General features: G+C 48.1%; 17 protein-coding genes. 7 read left to right on the plus strand and 10 right to left on the minus strand.

The genetic code is table 11. The features are described 5' to 3' along the window. Window positions 1-92: 92 nt before the first annotated feature. Entirely contained in the window at window positions 93-602 is a 510-nt protein-coding gene (locus tag B5F83_RS10145) for a radical SAM protein (protein ID WP_087280614.1), read from the minus strand. A gap of 287 nt (window positions 603-889) precedes the next feature. On the opposite strand from B5F83_RS10145, the gene nadD reads away from it, so the two are divergent. Both nadD and B5F83_RS10155 read left to right on the plus strand, forming a co-directional pair. Then, window positions 890-1,456 (plus strand): nicotinate (nicotinamide) nucleotide adenylyltransferase, encoded by a 567-nt coding sequence (gene nadD / locus B5F83_RS10150; RefSeq protein ID WP_087280617.1) that lies wholly within the window; start codon window positions 890-892, stop codon window positions 1,454-1,456. Window positions 1,457-1,473: 17 nt separating this feature from the next. Continuing rightward, complete coding sequence (locus B5F83_RS10155) at window positions 1,474-1,962, plus strand: CYTH domain-containing protein (protein ID WP_087280657.1); 489 nt, start codon at window positions 1,474-1,476, stop codon at window positions 1,960-1,962. Between the two features lie 3 nt (window positions 1,963-1,965). Here the strand turns inward: B5F83_RS10155 and B5F83_RS10160 are convergent, their stop codons facing one another. Further along, a complete protein-coding gene (locus B5F83_RS10160) occupies window positions 1,966-2,703 on the minus strand; it encodes an RNA pseudouridine synthase (protein ID WP_087280620.1) in 738 nt (245 codons plus the stop codon). A gap of 12 nt (window positions 2,704-2,715) precedes the next feature. Further along, window positions 2,716-4,152 (minus strand): M14 family zinc carboxypeptidase, encoded by a 1,437-nt coding sequence (locus B5F83_RS10165; RefSeq protein WP_087280623.1) that lies wholly within the window; start codon window positions 4,150-4,152, stop codon window positions 2,716-2,718. Window positions 4,153-4,311: 159 nt separating this feature from the next. Between B5F83_RS10165 and dnaK the strand changes: the two genes are divergently transcribed. Then, on the plus strand, window positions 4,312-6,252 hold the full coding sequence (dnaK, locus tag B5F83_RS10170; protein WP_087280627.1) for a molecular chaperone DnaK: 1,941 nt from the start codon (window positions 4,312-4,314) through the stop codon (window positions 6,250-6,252). A 783-nt stretch (window positions 6,253-7,035) separates the two neighbouring features. Here the strand turns inward: dnaK and B5F83_RS10175 are convergent. The 6 genes from B5F83_RS10175 to B5F83_RS10200 are packed head-to-tail and all read right to left on the minus strand — an operon-like array spanning window position 7,036 to window position 15,869. Continuing rightward, complete coding sequence (locus B5F83_RS10175; protein WP_087280630.1) at window positions 7,036-8,514, minus strand: SUMF1/EgtB/PvdO family nonheme iron enzyme; 1,479 nt, start codon at window positions 8,512-8,514, stop codon at window positions 7,036-7,038. A gap of 48 nt (window positions 8,515-8,562) precedes the next feature. Then, window positions 8,563-10,167: a fimbrillin family protein gene (locus B5F83_RS10180; RefSeq protein WP_087280633.1), complete on the minus strand. Its 1,605-nt coding sequence runs from the start codon at window positions 10,165-10,167 to the stop codon at window positions 8,563-8,565. Between the two features lie 26 nt (window positions 10,168-10,193). Next, a complete protein-coding gene (locus B5F83_RS10185) occupies window positions 10,194-11,969 on the minus strand; it encodes a fimbrillin family protein (RefSeq protein ID WP_087280636.1) in 1,776 nt (591 codons plus the stop codon). Window positions 11,970-12,002: 33 nt separating this feature from the next. Then, window positions 12,003-13,199 carry an SUMF1/EgtB/PvdO family nonheme iron enzyme gene (locus B5F83_RS10190; RefSeq protein ID WP_087280639.1) on the minus strand — a complete coding sequence of 399 codons (1,197 nt, stop codon included), beginning with the start codon at window positions 13,197-13,199 and terminating at the stop codon, window positions 12,003-12,005. A 55-nt stretch (window positions 13,200-13,254) separates the two neighbouring features. Beyond that, entirely contained in the window at window positions 13,255-14,691 is a 1,437-nt protein-coding gene (locus B5F83_RS10195; protein ID WP_087280642.1) for an SUMF1/EgtB/PvdO family nonheme iron enzyme, read from the minus strand. 11 nt (window positions 14,692-14,702) lie between these two features. Next, window positions 14,703-15,869, minus strand: coding sequence for an SUMF1/EgtB/PvdO family nonheme iron enzyme (locus tag B5F83_RS10200; RefSeq protein ID WP_087280645.1), 1,167 nt, complete (start codon window positions 15,867-15,869; stop codon window positions 14,703-14,705). 258 nt (window positions 15,870-16,127) lie between these two features. Here B5F83_RS10200 and B5F83_RS10205 point away from each other — a divergent pair, with 258 nt between their 5' ends. The 3 genes from B5F83_RS10205 to B5F83_RS10215 all read left to right on the plus strand — a co-directional run bounded on the left by B5F83_RS10205 (window position 16,128) and on the right by B5F83_RS10215 (window position 18,832). Then, window positions 16,128-16,805, plus strand: coding sequence for a response regulator transcription factor (locus tag B5F83_RS10205; RefSeq protein WP_087280647.1), 678 nt, complete (start codon window positions 16,128-16,130; stop codon window positions 16,803-16,805). A 14-nt stretch (window positions 16,806-16,819) separates the two neighbouring features. Next, on the plus strand, window positions 16,820-18,097 hold the full coding sequence (locus B5F83_RS10210; protein WP_087280650.1) for a HAMP domain-containing sensor histidine kinase: 1,278 nt from the start codon (window positions 16,820-16,822) through the stop codon (window positions 18,095-18,097). Between the two features lie 294 nt (window positions 18,098-18,391). Continuing rightward, window positions 18,392-18,832, plus strand: a complete 441-nt coding sequence (locus B5F83_RS10215) for a PepSY-like domain-containing protein (RefSeq protein ID WP_087280654.1) — start codon at window positions 18,392-18,394, stop codon at window positions 18,830-18,832. Between the two features lie 251 nt (window positions 18,833-19,083). Here the strand turns inward: B5F83_RS10215 and B5F83_RS10865 are convergent, their stop codons facing one another. Continuing rightward, window positions 19,084-19,206 carry a hypothetical protein gene (locus B5F83_RS10865; protein ID WP_255376122.1) on the minus strand — a complete coding sequence of 41 codons (123 nt, stop codon included), beginning with the start codon at window positions 19,204-19,206 and terminating at the stop codon, window positions 19,084-19,086. Window positions 19,207-19,475: 269 nt separating this feature from the next. Here B5F83_RS10865 and B5F83_RS10730 point away from each other — a divergent pair. Beyond that, window positions 19,476-19,744 (plus strand): hypothetical protein (locus B5F83_RS10730; RefSeq protein WP_204207390.1); only part of this gene is annotated, 269 nt, incomplete at its 3' end.

Genomic DNA, 19,744 nt, shown 5'->3' on the forward strand with positions numbered 1-19,744 from the left:
GACTGCAAAGTTGCAAAATCAAGTCCGTTTCATTTCAAAAAACCATGTAATTGACTATATTTCAATAATTTCAAAGAACTATTTATCCACTTTTACGGGACAGTAGTGAAAACAGTATTGAAACTATTATGTCCACTAGCATCTATTCTATGGCCCTGAGCCCTCTCATCACCATCAAGGCTTATCAATAAATGGAAATTATTATCTACAAAATAATCCATATATTTATCAAGAAGGACTGCATTGGTCGTCATTGAATATATTATATGCCTGTCCAAGCTCAAACTGTCAAAATAAGTAACTATCTCCTTAATAAAATCCATATTGAGAAGAGGTTCTCCACCATAAAAACTTATATATGTCAAAGGTCTGTATGAATCGGCCATACCGTTACGCCAAATATAAGCTAGATAATCTACAAGCGGTTTGACTTGTTTGAAAGACATTAAAGAAGATTTTCGCTCATCATAACCTTCATATAGTTCTCCGTAGCCGCAATAACGACATCGCAGATTGCACGCATCCGTCACTTCAAAAGTAAACTGACGAAGATTAAGCAGATTGCGTTCAATCTCATGTCTGTTTATACGTCTGTTATTCATAAAAATAATTCAAAATTATTGTTAACCCAAAAATCCGATGCACACGAAAAAAACGCGCTATCCGGAACACGCGGACAGCGCAAAATTATACTGCCCTGATAGGCAGCCGCACCGATTCATTATGAGACAACTTTGTCATGGACTAATGCGGTTTTAATGTTTTTTATGACAATGGCCAAATATAAGTTATTTTTTATTCATATACAAATTTTCTCTCACAATTCAGAAGCTGTTTAAATCCAATCCGCACTTTTTCCTTAATTTTGTCTGTAAATTTATCTATCACGATGGAAAAAAGAGTGGCACTGTATCCTGGCTCGTTCAATCCGATGCATGTCGGGCATGTCGCAATAGCAAGGTGGCTTGTGGAATGCGGCAGTTTCGATGAAGTACGCCTCATGCCATCTCCGCACAACCCCCTGAAACCATCATCTTCCTCTCCATCTTCGGATTGGCATGAACGGCTCGAAGCGATAAGGCAGGCATGTATGAGGAACAATCTGGATATCGCGATTGAAGACATCGAATTCCGCCTTCCGGAACCGCACTACACATACAGGACACTCGAAGCGCTGCATGAACGCGAACCGGACACCGCATTCGTCCTCGTCATAGGCGCCGACAATCTTGCAATCATCGACAAATGGTACAGGGGCCGTGAAATACTCGCCGGACATGAGATTTGGGTATACCCGCGGAAAGGATACGATACCGGCAGGCTCATAGAGGAAGCATACGCAAAAGGGGCCCTCGGCATAAGGAAAATAAACGCCCCGCTGATAGAGATATCATCGACCGAAATCCGCAATGCCGAAGCCCGCGGGGACCTGTCCATGGAAAAATTCAAGGCATGAATACAAAAGCGAATAAAATGGAAAATACGGAAATAGAAAGAAAATTCCTTGTCCTGTCCGATGCATATAAGGCCGTTGCGAAATCCCGCTCGGAAATAGTCCAAGCTTATCTTATGTGCGATGACGAAAGGAGTCTGCGGGTAAGGATACGCGGCGGAAAGGGCTTCATCACCTTCAAGGCGGAAAGACATGCCACGGCGGCGCATAGCGGGACAGCGGCGGCAAACAGATTCGAATGGGAACACGAAATCCCGGCAGAGGAAGCCCGGGCACTCATCAGCCAGGCCCTTCCGGGAATCATCGAAAAGACACGGCATATCGTGGAATACGAAGGCCACGTATGGGAAGTAGACGAATTCCACGGCGCCAACGAAGGGCTTACCGTGGCCGAAATCGAGTTGGACGATGAAAACGAACCGTTTGCCAAACCGGAGTGGCTTGGCAAGGAAGTCACCGGAGACCCTGATTATCTTAATTGTAATCTACACCACCGAGCACAAGGATAGCCGCTACACGCACCTGTAAGGCCGATGAATGTGCGCGGTGGTATCATCAAGCGGCGTAGGCACTTCAACTATCACCGGCTCCCGGCGGACCGGATGGACGAACTCGACCCGTTTGGCATAAAGGGATATCCCTCCGTCCTTATTCGACCTTGGTGCTCCGTATTTCAAATCGCCCTTGATCGGGCAACCGATGTCAGCCAACTGGCAGCGTATCTGATGATGACGGCCGGTAAGCAGTTCCACTTCGACTATCCAGTATCTGTCAGTAGGCCTCAGCAGCCTGTACCTCAATTTCGCCAGTTTCGCTCCGGGACGCTCGGAAGGACATACGTAGCTCTTGTTCTGTTTTTCGTTCCTGACCATCCATCCTGTAAGTTCCCCGGATTCCGGCGAAGGGCATGCACAGACCATTGCCCAATAACATTTGTGCACCTCGCCTTTGCGGAATGCCTCGTTGAGCCTCTCCAGCGCCTTGGATGTCTTGGCAAAGACTACGGCCCCTCCGACAGGACGGTCGAGACGATGGGTCACCCCCATGAACACATGTCCGGGTTTGGAATCGCGCATGGCGATGAAGGCTTTCAATGTTTCCGAAAGCGGTTCGTCGCCGGTCTTGTCCCCCTGGACTATCTCGCCCGCATTCTTATTGAAGACAAGGACATGGTTGTCTTCATAGACTATCCTCGATGCGATATCATCGAATTCTTCGCGGGAAAGCAAGCGATAAATATTTTCCGTCATAATAAATACCTTTTAAAAATTATCCCGGGTTTTCCGCTCCAATCTGACCGACACATATTTTTTCCCGTTGAAACTTTTCGAGAACCGGCCGTTTTTCCCCACTTCGACCTCACCGGCATCAATCCAGCCGTCAATCCCGTTCCGCTCCAGAAGCGACACCGAATATTTTCCTGGCTGGAGACCTTTGACTACTACCCTCGAACGTTTCCCGTTTTCCAAAGGGAAAAGCAGCCTCCCCGGAACGGAAACATGGAAATAATCCCCTATGGCCTGTACGGTATGGTCCGCGAATGCGGAAAGGTTTTCCAGCGAAACCCACTCGCCATCAGGATTTTCTGAATAATAGGTATATGGGGTCTCGAAAGTGATTGCAAGGCAGTCTTCCCCGCATTTTTTCCACAGCCAGCCTTCAAGATACCTCGGGGCAAGGTCGGAAAACTCCAGATCGCCCGGAGCAAAATACGGATTGCCCTCCATCGTAAGCCGGGCCAGCTGCATCTCGTCCGCAAAGAAATCCGGCGAAGTGGATTCCGCGGTATGCACCCAATAAGTAGCATAATCCTCGACTTGCGAATGCATGTTAAGCGCCATGTCTATCCTCCCGTGCCTTTCCAGAATGCCTTCAAGCAGAGACTTCAGATTCAGCACTTCCGTACATGTCAGCGAATCGGGCCTGTCCCAGTTGATTTCCTGGTTCACTCCCGTGGCATTCGAGCGTGAAAGCCCGTGAATCACCCCGTCCGGATTGGTGAAAGGCACTATGTAAAAGACTGCCGCCTTCCTGAGTTCCGAAGCAAGGCCGTCCTGTCCATAAGCCAGCCTTTCTATGACAGCATCGAGATGCCAGCTGCACGGAGCCTCGCTCGTATGCGTGCGGCCATGGATATATATTACTTTCTTTAGCGAATCCGGCACCTCAGTATCGGTAATCACAAGCAGCGGCATATCGTTTCCGAGAGTGCTCTTCCCGGCCGATGACACCGAAACACATTTCGATGAAGACCAATGTATTATACGCTCAAGCAGATAAGAATACGTGTAAGGTATGAAATATGAGACATAGACGGAATCTCGGGAAAAACGCTTCAATATCCTGTCGCAGCCGAGCGACTCGCAGGAGGAAAAACGTTCGTAATTCCGACCGTCATGACTGTAAAACGGCCTGACAGCCTCGCTGCCATGGAACTGCATCAGGACCTCCCTGTCCTTGACACCTTCCAGCATAAAGCTGTACCAGCGCGCACTCGGTTCAAGGGCGGTATCCACGGGATTCAGCGGATCGAAACGCGAGAAAACATTTATTTTCAATATGTTCCCGTCAACTGTCACCGAGTCCAGGGAAGCCGACTCAAAATCAGTTTCCACACACAGCGTATCACGCAGATTTCCCGCATGCAGCATCGCGGGGATAAAAACCGGCAGGATGAATAAAAGTCTCAATGGCCTCATACGTATGATATTTTCACGGCAAAATTAATCAAAAAACTGACATTCTGTCATGGACTTTCATTTGGCACGTTCTTCGAGTATGAAATGCCGTCCTGCAAAAAAACGGGACGAGAGAACGAAAATAATTTTAAACAGAAAATATAAAAGGAGAAAAATATTATGGGAAAGATTATCGGTATTGACTTAGGAACAACCAACAGTTGCGTGGCCGTCATGGAAGGCAAGGAGCCTACGGTCATCATCAACAACGAAGGCCAGAGGACAACCCCTTCCGTTGTCGCATTCACCAATGACGGGGAAAGGAAAGTGGGTAACGCCGCAAAAAGGCAGGCCATAACCAATCCTCACAAGACCGTGTTCTCCATCAAGAGATTCATGGGTGAAAAATACGACCAGGTAGACAAGGAAATCGCCCGCGTACCTTATAAGGTAGTAAGGGGCGACAACAATACTCCGCGTGTCGACATAGACGGAAAACTCTATTCGCCGCAGGAAATATCGGCGATGATTCTCCAGAAGATGAAGAAGACCGCCGAAGAATACCTCGGACAGGAAGTACACGAGGCTGTCATCACAGTCCCTGCATACTTCAGCGACTCACAGCGCCAGGCCACCAAGGAAGCCGGCGAAATAGCTGGCCTCAAGGTGATGCGTATCATCAACGAGCCTACTGCCGCCGCCCTTGCTTACGGCCTTGACAAAAAGAACAAGGAAATGAAAGTCGCAGTATACGACCTCGGCGGAGGTACATTCGATATCTCGATTCTCGACCTCGGCGACGGCGTATTCGAAGTACTTTCGACAAACGGCGATACCCACCTCGGCGGCGATGACTTCGACCAGACCATCATAGACTGGCTTGCAGGCGAATTTGCAGCAGAGAACGGCGGTTTCGACCTGAAGAAGGACCCTATGGCGCTCCAAAGGCTGAAAGAAGCTGCCGAAAAAGCAAAAATCGAATTGTCCAACCAGACTTCGACTGAAATCAACCTGCCTTACATCACGGCAGACACGACGGGTCCTAAACACTTGGTAAAGACCCTTACGAGGGCTAAGTTCGAGCAGCTTGCAGACTCGCTCATACAGAAGACCATCGAGCCTTGCCGCAAGGCACTTGCAGATGCCAACCTGAAGGCTTCGGATATCGATGAAGTATTGCTCGTCGGCGGTTCGACCCGTATACCTGCAATCCAGGCCATCGTTGAAAAATTCTTCGGCAAAGCACCTAACAGGAGTGTCAATCCGGACGAAGTCGTAGCCATAGGCGCGGCAATCCAGGGCGGTGTGCTCGCAGGTGATGTGAAAGACGTGCTTCTGCTCGATGTGACCCCGCTTTCGCTCGGTATCGAGACCCTCGGCAACGTCATGACAAAACTGATTGAAGCCAACACTACGATACCTACCCGCAAGTCGCAGGTATTCTCGACCGCGGCGGACAACCAGCCTTCAGTTGAAATACACGTGCTTCAGGGAGAACGTCCGATGGCCAAGGACAACAAGAGCATAGGACGTTTCCATCTCGACGGAATCGCACCGGCTCCGAGGGGCATTCCTCAGATTGAAGTCACATTCGACATTGATGCCAACGGTATCCTGAGCGTATCGGCAAAGGACAAGGCCACAGGCAAGGAGCAGAAGATACGTATCGAGGCCTCTTCCGGACTTTCCGAGGAAGAAATCAAGAGGATGCGTGACGAGGCCAAGGCCAACGAGGCTGCCGACAAGGCCGAGCGCGAAAAAGCCGATAAAATAAATGAGGCGGATGCAATGATATTCCAGAGCGAAAAGAACCTCAAGGATTACGGTGACAAGATTCCGGCCGACAAGAGGGCTGCAATAGAAAGCGCACTCACACAGCTGAAATCCGCATACGAGTCCAAAGACATCAATTCAATCAACTCGGCTCTTGAAAACATCAACAATGCTTGGCATGCGGCATCCGAGGATATGGCAAAGGCGGCCCAGGAAGGCCAGTCCGCAGGCAACGCCAACCCAGGCTCTTCAGCCAACACAGGAGCAGGCAACAACACCGGCAACGGTTCTTCAAACGGAAGCAATGACCCGGGCACCGTGGATGTGGATTACGAGGAAGTCAAATAAGTCCGGCTAAATAAAACCAAAAGAGACATGACTTTGAAAGTTGTGTCTCTTTTTTTGTGTCTTACTCATTCGGAAAAGTTCAGCAGTTGTTTATAGTCGTTTACAAGCAATGCGGTCAAGTCGTGGCGTTCCCGGCTTGACTGTTTGGAGCGAGTAAAATATTTATAAATAACTGATTATCAACTATTTTTAAAAAACACACTCGCTTTTGACCATGTCCGCACACCACTCAAAAGCGAGCTATATTTTAGTAAATCATTGATTATTAACAATTTAGCAAAACATGACTCGCTCCAAACTTTTTTCGGGAGGCCAGGAAACCTGCATCTCCGCGCCAGAAAAACCTATATCTCGGGTAAAGGAACTGCGGGACAAAGCATGAAAGAAGAAAAATCGAGAAAATAGGTAGGAATCGAATTTTGCCGGCATATTTTTCACCCCACGTCCATCTACTATCTCTGTAACGTATTAATAATCAACTTTTTACCAAAATCACACCTGCGCTTGGGTACTTTCTGAGGTACCCAAAGCCAGCTTGTATTTTTGCAGGTTATTGACTATCAATTACTTCAAAAGAGACCAGCTGGCTATGGGGTAGAAAAAAGCGTCCCGTCCGCTCCCGCTTCGCCGTACGTCCTTTCATATTAATTCGATTTAACGTCATTACATTAAGAAGCTGTCTCAAATTTTCTGAGAAAAATTTTTAAACAGCTTCTAAAAAAAGAAAGCGGCCCGCAGAAACAGGCCGCAATCTTCCTATTGTATAACCAAATCATGAAAATTTTACTTATCGAAAACCACACGCACTCCGCAGTTCATCAATGCATAACCCGGAGCAGCGCCTCTCCTGTAGGCAGAACGGCAGGCAACGGCATCCCATGCACTCGAAACAGTGAAAGTACCTCCACGCACGACTTTGTTATCGCCGCTTAGCGGTCCTTCGGGATCCACCAAAGCCTCCGCATTCCCTGAATAGTCAGCCAGCCAGTCGCTGCACCACTCAAGTACATTCCCGTGCATGTCATAAAGGCCGAAACCGTTGGCATACGGATAGCTCCCCACATCTACTGGATGTCCGACAGGAGTGGCGTTAGGGTCTTTAAACTGACCTCCGGCATCATAATCATAATAATAGTTGGTATTGTAATTAGCCATACCCTGGTTCAGTCTCCTGCCATCATCAATTCCGAAAGGGAGGGATTCAGTCTGGCCTCCACGGCAGGCATATTCCCACTCGGCCTCGGTCGGGAGCCTTCCGCCCAACCACTCGGCATAAGCAACGGCTCCGTACCATGTAACGTAAGTCACAGGATAATTGTCACATCCCTCTGCTGGAATCCACTCCCCGTCCTCATAATGCAGGCCGTAATCGGATTCATTAGGAGTTCCTGCCCAGATACGGCTGTCAGCGATATACGCCTGGGTCTCGGTAACGGTACTTCCGTTATTTTCGTAAGTCACAGTCCCCCTGCCATAATTGTCGCTATCTTTCGTTATCCCCATCTCATTGAGGAAAGCGGCGTACTGCCTGTTGGTTATTTCGTATTTCGTCATGGAAAAGCCTTCCGTCAAAGTAACCTGATGCTGAGGCCTTTCATTGCTAAAATTATGCCATTCCGTTTCCGGGGCGCCCATCATGAAGGTTCCTGCCGGTATCTCAACCGTCTCCGGAACTATCGAACCAAGCACCGTTACCGTACATTCCGCACTGGCTTCACCGGCTACTGCGGTTATGACCGCTTCTCCACCGGCCACACCCGTCACGATTCCGGCTTCGGACACAGTCGCTATCCCGTTATCGGAAGAAGCCCATTGTACATTGGCCGAAGCCGCTTCCTCCGGAAGGATTGTCGCTGTCAACTGAAGCTCTTCACCGATTTCTATCTGCGCCGTTTCAGGAGAGACGGAAATCGATTCTACCGGAGCTCCCAGTACCGACACCGAACATTCGGCCTCGATACCGTCCACGGTAAGGATTACTGAACACTGACCGATTTCGACAGCAGTAACAAGGCCGTTTCCGTCCACTGACGCGACAGCCGGGTCAGAAGACTCCCATGACACGCTCGAAACCTCCGCATCCTCGGGCTCGACCGTATAGGACAGCCTCGACATTCCTCCTTTTATAATGGAAAGGCTGTTTTCACTGAGGGTTACGCCGGAAACTTCAATCCCATCCGGTCCGTCGGGTCCCTTTTCACCGCAACCGGCCACAAGGACGGACAGAGCGGCAAAAAACAGTATTTTATAAAAATTTTTCATTCATATAAATTTTAAAAACACCATAAATTTTAAAACATCCTGATTCGGTTAAAATGCAAGTATGCAACGGCCGTAAAGATAGTCTTTCCTATATGTCGCAACGCACATTACATTGGAACCTACATCCCTGAGGCCGATATAGCGAGCCATATCGGAAGTAGCCGTGGAAGCCGTCCAATAATATCCGGAATTGACAAAATCATTCTTGTTTTCAGCAGAAACCTTTGACATCGCGGCATTTATGCCCAACAACGGAGAGTCGAGATTTTCCCAATAAAAATCCGTAGGCTCACTTGACCTGAAACCGTCATGCTCCAGAGCTACTCCGCCGAGATTGCGTACGATATCGAACCACTGTCCGTTGGAAGGAAGATACCATCCGGTGGTAAGGTTCATAAGGGTAGCGGAAGAAGATTCATAGGCCGCCTTGAATACGGGATAATATCCGGCTTCGAAATCGGCAGCACGCTTTTCACGAATCAGCCTGTTGGTCTCGTATCCTTCTATATCATCGTCAACCAATAAGAAAGTATTGTATGAATCGCTTCCTACATAATCCTCAATGCCTATCTCGGTCTCATCACGGCTGTAATTTCCGCTGGCATCCACGAACCACTGGAACGGCTCATAATCCCCCAACGTTTTCGTAGCCATCACCAGACCGTGGACCGAATTGCCCAAAGCGGCTTTCTCCCCCTCGCCTATACGATCAGGATTGATTTGGAAAACTATTCCTACCACCTCGGAACTGCCGACCGTGGCAGCATCAGCATCCTTGGACAACAGGGAACCGTCGGCAAGGAAAAAGTCGCCGACCTGGAGTTCATGCCGGATTTCAATAGCTTCCGCATCATCTATCACGTACCTGTGATAGCAGCCGCTGACAGGTTCCGGCTCGACAGTCCACGCCAATACGTCCTGTCCCTGTCCGTATTCTCCGGAAAGTGTCACGGGTTCACCGGCAGGATTGATCAGATAGGCAAATGCTCCGTTTGACAGGATACAAGGCGCGAATCCTTCGAATTTCAGATTTGAAGGCAGTATGCTGTAATTCGGCAGCTCAACATCTTCATTAGTAAAGACATAGATAGTATGAGGCAGGATTACAGCTGCAAGGAACATTCTGTGTTTCATGGAAAAATTCAGAGTGCTTCCGTTCAGGACACCTGTCGAAGTCATGAAATCCGATGCAGTATAATCAGCATAATCGGACTGGTCTTCCGCAACAGGCCATGCATCCGCGACAGCGGCGAAGAAACCTTCGTCATCGGAAGCGGAAGGGTCTACTTCCGCAGGAAGGTCCGCCGTATAAGGATAATAGGCATACACTACCTTGCCGTCCATGTCCGACAGTGAAGGCAGTTCCAAATCGGCTTCCCATACCAGGCCTTCCCCGCTTTCCACTGCTGTAAAGCAAATGTTGTTTATCTCTCCGGAAATTGTCCCGTTTTCCAACATGAAGACCCCGATTTTGTCACCGGCAGTGAAAACAGTAGTGTAGTCTTCCTCCGAAGCTTTGGTACCTGCATAGCCCCCGTCATGCACTTTTATTACAGGAAAGTTGTCGGCAACCACGGTCTGGCCGTTCTCTTTAGAGCAGGAAAACAAGAATACTGCCGAAAACAGGGATAAAACATAAAATATATTTTTCATTATCTAATCCTATTTTTTATGAAACATTAAAAAGCAAGCACGCAACGGACTTGTCCTGAAGAACTTGTCTTGGACTTGGCACTGCCACGCAGGAATCCGAAATTGTCCAGGAACAGACTTCTCGCATGTGACTGCGACACCGCCGAAGAAGTCCATACATCACCTGCATTGTAGAGCACCTTGCTCTCATCAGGAACATTCTCCATCATGTCGTTGAGGGCCTGAGGCACGTCTCCTACATCCATCCACATGAAATCCGTCGACGACATGACCATATACGAGCCGTCCCCGTCATCGACATTGATGCCACCGAGATTACGTAGGACATCGAACCACTGCCCTACTGAAGGAAGATACCATCCGGTAGTCTTTGTACCTTCGGCCGGGCCGGCCGCTTCTTCCGCAAAATCTTCAGCAGCCATGAAGGCAGGATACAAGCCAAGGCTGTAATCTGTGTCCCTCCCGCTACGTATCTGCTGATTGTAATAATAGCCGTTTATATCCGCATTGCAGGAAACATAATCCATGACATTCGGAATGCCGATTTCTGTTTCATCCACAGGATATAAGCACCAAGCATAACCGTTGCCGTAATTTGCAGCAGAAGTCGATATTACCAGACCGTGAGGTTCCGTCCCCATTCCGGACAACGCCTGTTTCTCGGCCTCGCCCATCCTGTCGGTATCCGTCGTGAAAATAATACCTATGACGGAACGGGACTGCTGCGTATCCGGATTTACCAATGAAGGTTCAGGCTTTACATCGTCCCAAACCATAGTGCCGTCAGCATAATATACGCGGCGCAATCCGCCATCAGACCACGAGCCGTCGGAATAAAAATAATCGCCGACCTTAGGTTCCGTATCTTCTGGACCGTATTTTTTGTAATTGAGCGGCTCCGAATCGATATCCGTCGAACCGCCGTCCGTCCATGCACCGCCTTCGGATACGGTCACTGTCAAGGCATAATCCTCACCGTCAACCGTAACATCGCAGACATATTCGTGCCCGGCCTCGATTACAGCCGCCGCATCACCGGCAACAGGGACATAGCTTGTAACCACGCCATTATCCAAAGTCAGTACTATAAGGTTCTTGCCTTCCATATTCTGCGGCACCACTGTTGCGCGGTAAGTAGCCACGCTGCCCGAAGACGGCGAAGCGAGTTTCAGAGGCGATATCGTCGCATTTCCTCCTTCGACAGTCCATTCACCGGTATTCAGACCGGACTCCGGGGCTGTCCATGCCCCCGACACGGCCATGTCGCCATCGCCCAATGCCAGTGAAACGATTTGCGAAGCCTCCGCTACATATTCGTTCTGCAAAACATTTACAATTATCCTTGCCGTCTGCGGATAGAAAGACAGATTTCCGTCCTCACCGTATCCCATAGTCGAAACGGCATACAGAAAATCGTTACGCGACAGGCTTTCGCTGCCTGAACTCTGGTCTTCACCTACCGCCCATTCCGTAGGAAAATCAGCCGAAGTCCCGTCCGAAGTCCATGCACGGACAATCTTGCGGCCTTCGTCTTCGGCCATTATGAAAGGCTCTTCCGATGTCAGTTTTCCGCCATCGGCTACATAACCCTTTATCTCTCCCCATTCTCCGGGGTTCTCGATATCTTCAACTTGAATGCATACGGATTCGCCTCCGTTCCATTCCATTGCGGATGACATGCCGCCTTCATAAGGCATAATCTCCGCATTGAACTGCACCTCCGACTCGTTTACTTTCGGGGTTGAAGGCTTACAGGCCGCCAACGCGAGCAACAAGCCGAAAAAAACAAAAATCTTCTTCATTCTCGGTTTTTATAACTTATAACTTAATTCCAACTATTTGGCAAAAACCACCCTGAAACCGATGTATATATCGAACATATCCGGATGGAAGTGGTCACGCTCTCCAGAGCGGCAGTATTGTCCCATGATAAACCAGCCGCCCCCCCTGATGACCTTTGTATAGTCCGGAGCTGAGTCCGGGCCGGAAGGATCCGTGACAGGGCCCTCCGGATAATCTCCATACCAGTCGGAGCAATATTCATACACATTGCCGTGCATGTCATACAGGCCGTAGCCGTTTGGCTCGAAAGAACCGACCTCGGTAGTGATTGCGCGATAATCCTCCTGAGGATCTTCATATTCTCCTCCCTGGGCGACATCGTAAGGGTGGGTACTTCTGAAATTGGCAAGTTCATAGGTAAGCCTGGTACCGTCACCTATGCCGAAAGGCAGGCTTTCGGTCTGTCCTCCACGGCAGGCATATTCCCACTGGGCCTCTGTAGGAAGACTTCCTCCTATCCATTTGGCATATTCATCGGCACCGTACCAGGTAACACAGATTACAGGGAAATTCTCAAAACCTTCGGACGGAGCCCATATGCCGTTTTCACACAATACCCCCCACTTGTCAGGCATAACCAATTGCTTGACACCGGCTTCCTCGGATATTTCATAATACCCGTTGTCAGGGCAACCTATATCATTGAGGAATTCGGCGAACTGTTCATTTGTAACCTCGTATTTTCCCATATAAAAATCCTTGGAAATAGTAACCTCGTGCTGGACCTCGTTCTCTCCCCTGTTAGGCTCCGTTTCAGGGGTTCCCATCAGGAAAGTCCCGGCCGGAATAAGGACTGCGTCAAGAGGCAATGCTCTCTGTACTGTAACAAGACAATCGGCAGAGACCTCATCGCAGGCAACGGTAACTGTCGCATCTCCGGAAGCTATGGCTGTGACAGTCCCGTCCTCACCTACCGTAACGACACTTTCATCCGACGAAGTCCATGTCAACGGATGCCCAGCAGCTTCTTCAGGGTATATTTCCACTTGAAGGACTTGGGTTTCACCTATATTCAACGTAAGATTTTGCGGTTCTACCGCTATGCTGTCAGCCTTGACCGGTTGTACAACGGTAGTATCCGTACCATCCCCGTCACCATCAGGATCAGGCCCTTGCGGAGTACAGGAAATAAAGGAAAATACCGATACGGCTGACAATGTCAGAATAAGACTGAAGATTCTATTTTTCATTTTATCGCTTTGTCATTTTATCGCTTTGTCATTTTATCGTTTTTTACATCTGTTTTTATTCATACATAATCACGCGGAAACCGTAAAGGCCGCCTGCTCCGGTTTTTTCCGGATCATATTCATTTCTATAGGCACTGCGGCAATAAAAATAATTGTGCGTTATGCAAGAGCCGCGCAATACACGGAACTCACCCGTAAGGGGCCCGACAGGGTCTGTCACCGGTTCGCTGCCGAGTTCACTATACCAGTCATAACAGTATTCCATCAATTCGCCGGCCATATCGTAAAGTCCCCACGCATTAGGTAATTTCCCGCCTACAGGATGCAATACCGGCATTTGGCCGTCGGCAGCATAAATCCAGGCATAATCATTGACCTGTTCCGGGTCGTCCCCCCAAGGATACACTGTCTGCGTACCGGCTCTGTATGCATATTCCCACTGGGCTTCGGTAGGCAGCTCCGCACCGTACCAGTCAGCAAAGGCGACTGCCCCGTACCAGGAAACATGGCCCATAGGGAATTCCTCGCATCCCGGAACCGGTTCCCACATGTCTTTTTCAGCATTCCAATACAGGGCATGATCCCAAGCGCCTCCGAGACTTACATCGGGAAGAGTACAGTCGGAAACAAACAGTTTGACAGCCGTCACCTCCTCACCGTTGTCAATATAGGTCACTTCTCCCGTTCCTTCCTGCCCGATATTGTTGGAATTGAGGAATTCAGCATACTGGGTAGTGGTTATCTCATATATGCTCATATAATAATCACGCGTCAGTGTCACCTCATGCTGTGTTTCGCCCAAATATCCAGGTTCGGTCTCTGGTGCTCCCATCATAAAAGTGCCAGCCTCGATAGGAACCATTTCCAACGTAAAGGTCGGCCCTTTTATATCAAGCACGAGCACGGTGCAGGAAGCGGTAAAACCTCCGTCCACTGTAGTAACTGTCACTTCAGTCTCTCCTATGGCTACAGCGGTAATGACCCCTTCGGTTGAAACGGTGGCCACGCTTTCATCACCAGAAGACCAACTGACATCGGTATTCGTAGCATTTACAGGTTCAACCACATATTCAAGCGGATATGTCTCTCCAGGGAAAAGCCTTACCGTCTCCACATCGATCGACACTGAATTAACCCTGACTTCTGCCTCGAGCACGGTAACCTCGGCCATATCCAGGAAATTTCCTTCCTCGCTATGGGCCATTATCTCGACTGTTCCCGGAGCCACACCGGTAACAATGCCATCTTCGTCTACGATGGCTATACGTTCATTCTGCGAACTCCATGTAGCATTCTTGTTTTCTGCATCAGCCGGAATTATTTCATATGAAAGCGTATCAGTCTCACCTACTTTTATCGTAAGTTGGGATGGATTTACAGATATTCCTTCGACACGCACTTCCTCTGAGCCAGTGTCAGGCTCTTTATCGCATGAGACTGGCACAATCACTAAAGAAGCGACCAGAGCTGCAAACAGATACTTGATTTTCATTGCAAATAATTTTACTCGTCTATTTCAAAAATTACACGGAAACCGGCTACGCAGAAAAACCTCCAGTCTTGATGGCCGTATCTGAGGGCGCAACGGCTTATGGCTGCGGATTCATAATAGCTCGAACCCCTGAGCTCGTACTCTTTTCCGTATTCGCCAGGCACATTATTCACAGGATCGACTACAGAGCCGGTAGGATAAGGTCCATACAGATCCCTGCACCATTCCCATACGTTTCCTAACATATCGTACAAGCCCCATGCGTTAGGCTGTTTCTCCCCTACAGGATGGGTATGGTTTTCTGAATTCCCTTCATACCATGCGTACTGATCGATCAGCGCAGGATCGTCTCCCCAGAAATAAGCTGTGGAGTTACCAGCACGTGCGGCATACTCCCACTGCGCAGCCGTCGGCAGCGTACCTTGTACATAATCGGCATAAGCCATGGCGCCGAACCATGTCACAAACACTACAGGATAATTCTCATATCCGGGCATAGGCTCCCATGAAGATGAAGTCTCGTTGAAAGTCACTCCCCACTCGTCTTCTCCGCAAAATTCAGAAGTACAATCATATATGAAAATCTGTGTCTCGCTAACATATTCGCCCGTTAGCAAATCCAGATATTCGACAACGCCCGAACCGTAACCGAGCCCGGTCTCGTCCTTGACTCCGACAGCGTTAAGGAATTCGCAATACTGCGCGTTGGTTATTTCGTATGCACTCATATAGAAGTCCTTGGTAAGGGTGACTTCGTGACGGGTTTCATCTGCCATCCTTCCCTGCTCATATTCAGGGGAACCCATCTGGAAAGTACCGGCCGTTACTTTCACTGTCTTGCCTGGGAAAGAGGGCACATTGCATACGGTAACTATACATTCATCGGAAAAGTCCCCGTCTTCAGTAGTGCATTTTACTGCAGCAACTCCTTCCTGCAATGCCGTCACCTCGCCATTTGCATTGACAGACACGATTCCCGAAGGTTCGCAACTCCAGACAAGGTTGCGGTTAGTCGCATCTTCCGGCGTGATAGTAGCCTTAAGACTATCCACCTCACCTTCTTTCATGGAGAGTTCCGAAGGCTCCAATGTCAGACCGGTAATAGGAATTTCCTTTTCGACCGTTTCACATCCGGCCACAAAAAGTGTCAATAAAAAAACATAAAAACCACGTTTCATTTCGCTTGACTTTTTTTTTAAAAAATTGTTAATTATTAATTCAAATTTAGGCGTTTGCCGCAAACTTTCCAATTTTACCGTACGGTCATCGGAAAAATCAATTTGTACATTATTTATACATGTTTTTGCAAACTATTGATACATGCAAGATTGGACAATATATCACAGTGCACAGGGTGAATTTTCAGGCATATTTCAGATTTCTTTCAAAATTTAAGGATAATTTTGTAGGATGATTGTAAAAAACATGACACGACAATGAAAATACTTGTAGTTGAAGACGAGCCGGCCTTAAGGGAGATGATGTGCGAAATGCTTTCGGCGGAGAAATATACCGTCGAGTCCGCTACAGATTTCGACACCGCGGCCCAAAAGACCAATGACTATGAATATGATGTAATACTTTTGGACATAATGCTGCCGGGAGGAAGCGGCATGGAACTTCTCAAAACGTTGAAAAAGGAGAAAAATCCGGCACACGTCCTGATTATTTCCGCAAAGGATTCCCTCGAAGACAAACTCGAAGGGCTGGATATCGGAGCCGATGACTATATAACCAAACCCTTCCACCTGGCGGAACTGTCGGCCCGCATAAGGAGCGTTACGCGCCGCGGCCTAAAAAAGGGTTCCGACACGATAAACTACGGCAATGTTTCCCTTGATACGCTTACCCGGAAATGTTTTGTCGTACAGACCGAAGTACAGCTTGTACGGAAGGAATACGACATACTGTTGCACTTCATGACAAGGCCTGAACATGTGAGCAACAAACTTACCCTCGCCGAAGCCGTCTGGGGAGACAACATTGACCAGGCGGACAATTTCGATTTCATCTACGCCCAGATCAAGAACCTGCGGAAAAAATTGCAGGCCGCCGGTGCCGATATCGAAATCAAGGCAGTCTACGGATTCGGCTACAAATTAGTAAAGGAATGAATCTCCGATAAAACATGAAACTCATCACCAGAATACTGATAAACACGACCGTATCGTTGATAGTGATTATCTCCGCATGGATGATATTCACATACCACACGACCGTATCCGAAGTTTACGAAGAAATCGACGAATACCTTGAAAAATATGCCGAGGGACTGATACACAGATTTGAAAGCGGGGTAAGCCCCGACAGTGTCGCCATCAATTTCTGGGTGAATTCCAACTGTTTCATGGAAAGGATTTCCGAATCTTACGGAAAAGGAAATCCGGAATGGACGTTTGAAAACGATGAGATTTATCTGGACGACATTCGTGAAGAACAGGACGTAAGGGCCCTGGCATTCAATTACAATTTTCCTGACGGAAGATGGTACAGAATCACTGTCATTTCACCTTCATTCGACAAGGAAGATTTTTCAGCCATACTCGTAAACAGTTCCATCATACTCGGAGGAGTGCTCGTGCTCGCGATAATATCGATCATAGCCTTTATCATATACAGGAGGATGAGGCCCATGTACAAGTTGCTCGACTGGCTGCGGAAACACAGGGTAGGCGAACCTGCGGACTTCACCGGAGGGAAAAAGGAAATGACCGAACTCCGGCTCATCAGGGAGGCCGTAATGGACAGCGTAGAGAGGACCAATGAAATATACGAACAGCAGAAGTTGTTCATAGGCAATGCTTCCCATGAAATGCAGACACCGCTTGCAGTTTGCAAGAACTCGGTCGAAATGCTCGCCGAGGATCCGGACATAACCGAAAAACAACTTGTCCATCTGGAAAGGATAGACGACAGGCTCGCCTACCTGTCCAAACTCAACAAGACTTTACTGATGCTCAGCAAGATAGATAATGACAAATTCGAAGACACCGAGGAAGTGAGCTTAGGAAAACTGGCCGATGAATGCTCGGAAGACGTTTCCGAAATATATTCCGAAAAAAACATATCCCTTGAGATTTCAGGAAATTCAGAAATCCGCACAAAAATGGACCCGACCCTTGCCGGGGCACTGGTAAGCAATCTCATACGCAATGCATTCATACACAACAAGGAAGGTGGCCATGTCCATATAATCAAGAAAGACAGAAAACTGACCGTAGCCAATACGTCCCAGACAGGGCCACTGGATGAAAACGAAATATACAAGCGTTTTTACAAAGGCGACAGCTCATCCAAATCTACCGGTCTCGGGCTTTCCATCGTAGATGCCATTTGCAAGCGCTATGGTTTCAGAATCGTCTATTCATACAAAGACGGAATGCATTTTTTCACGATAGATTTGTAGCCTATACCTTATATATAATACTGCCATTGCCTGCTGCATGTTGCATGTGTTGCCTATGTTACCTGTGCTACCTGATACCTGATACCTGTTACCTGATACCTGTTACCAAATACCTGCGACACGTGTTATCATATACCTACCCGCTATACGTCCGGACCAAGACTGTTTTTCAAAAATTTTCAAGAAAATTCCGATTTTATGCATTTTTTTCAGAATTGTTTCAGTTTCATGCTCCAATTTTGCATCACGAAAACAAATAAACGACTAAATATTAACTTTTAAAAATTTAAAGACATGATGACAATTACAACAGTTCTCACTTCAGTTCTTCTTTCAATCAGTACTTTTTTCTCATTCGACAGGGAAAGGATTATCGAATTCAACGAACTTCCTCAGGTTTCCCAGGAGTTCATCCAGAAAAACTTCCCGTCACATCAAATCGCATACATTATCGAAGAGACCGAATTGACAAGCACAACATTCGATGTCAAATTCGAAAACGGTGACGAAATAGAGTTCCGCGGAAACGGCGAATGGAAAGACATAGATTGCGAATACAACGCTGTCCCTGAATCGGCTATCCCGGCAAAACTTCTTGAATACGTAAAGGCAAAACACCCGAGAAACACCATCGAAAAACTCTCCCGTGAATACAACAGATACGAGGTAGAGCTCAACAACGGCCTTGAAATCGTATTCAACAGCAACTTCGAAGTACTCAGATACGACGACTGATTAACATTCAGCCTGACCGCCTATCAGCATGGCCGCCTGCATTAGTCTTGCCGCCTAGATTAAGCAGAACTCATGACACTCGATATGAACGGCGATATTCAGCACGGCTGGTGACACTTAAATAATTTGGCACGGTAGGCGACACTCAACTCAGTAAAGAAAAATTAATTAGGTTTATGTTCAAAGAGGGCAGACTATTTTTTACAGTCTGTCCTCTTTCTTTTACTTTTACTTCTACTTTTCATTTTCCGTCACTTTTTCTTTTCCTTTTCTCCCCTCTCATTCTTCACTTTCATTTGCCTCTTCCTCTTTTCTCTTCCTCTTTCACTCCCCCCCCATTCGCCGCCTTCTTTTTCTCGTTTAGTTTTTGGCATAATTAGTATTATTCTTGTATTATTCCAGAATGCTTGAAGCGAGTTCAATATTTACAAATGCTTAACTGTCAATTGCTTAAGAAAACACGACTCGCTCCAAACTTTCGTTTTCTGGCGGCCGGGGAAACAACTTCTTTGCCGAGGAAATGCGGGAGAGGATGGACTGGCGGGCGAAGCGGATTTTACCGGCAAATCTTCCACCCCACAGCCAGCCTTCCTTTCCGGAGCCGCTGACAATCAACGACTTGCAAAAACAGGGATAGATTTGGGTGCCTTGTAACGCACCCAAAAGCAGGGCTCTTTATCATAACTTACTGATTATCAAAGGGCCCACAAAGGAGGTGCTGGCCGTGGGGTGGAAAACCTGGCCCCCGCCTGAAACGGGAACGGGCCGGGAGTGGACGGATGATACGAAAAAAAGGAGGCCCCCGCGTACGAACCGGAACGAGCCCGGTGTCGCTGGGACCTCCTCATCAAGGACGGCGGCGGCCTACTCTCCCGCCCTTACGGGCAGTACCATCGGCGATGGCGGGCTTAA

The sequence above is a fragment of the Muribaculum sp. An289 genome, assembly GCF_002159555.1.
Lineage (GTDB): Bacteria > Bacteroidota > Bacteroidia > Bacteroidales > UBA932 > Merdivivens > Merdivivens faecigallinarum.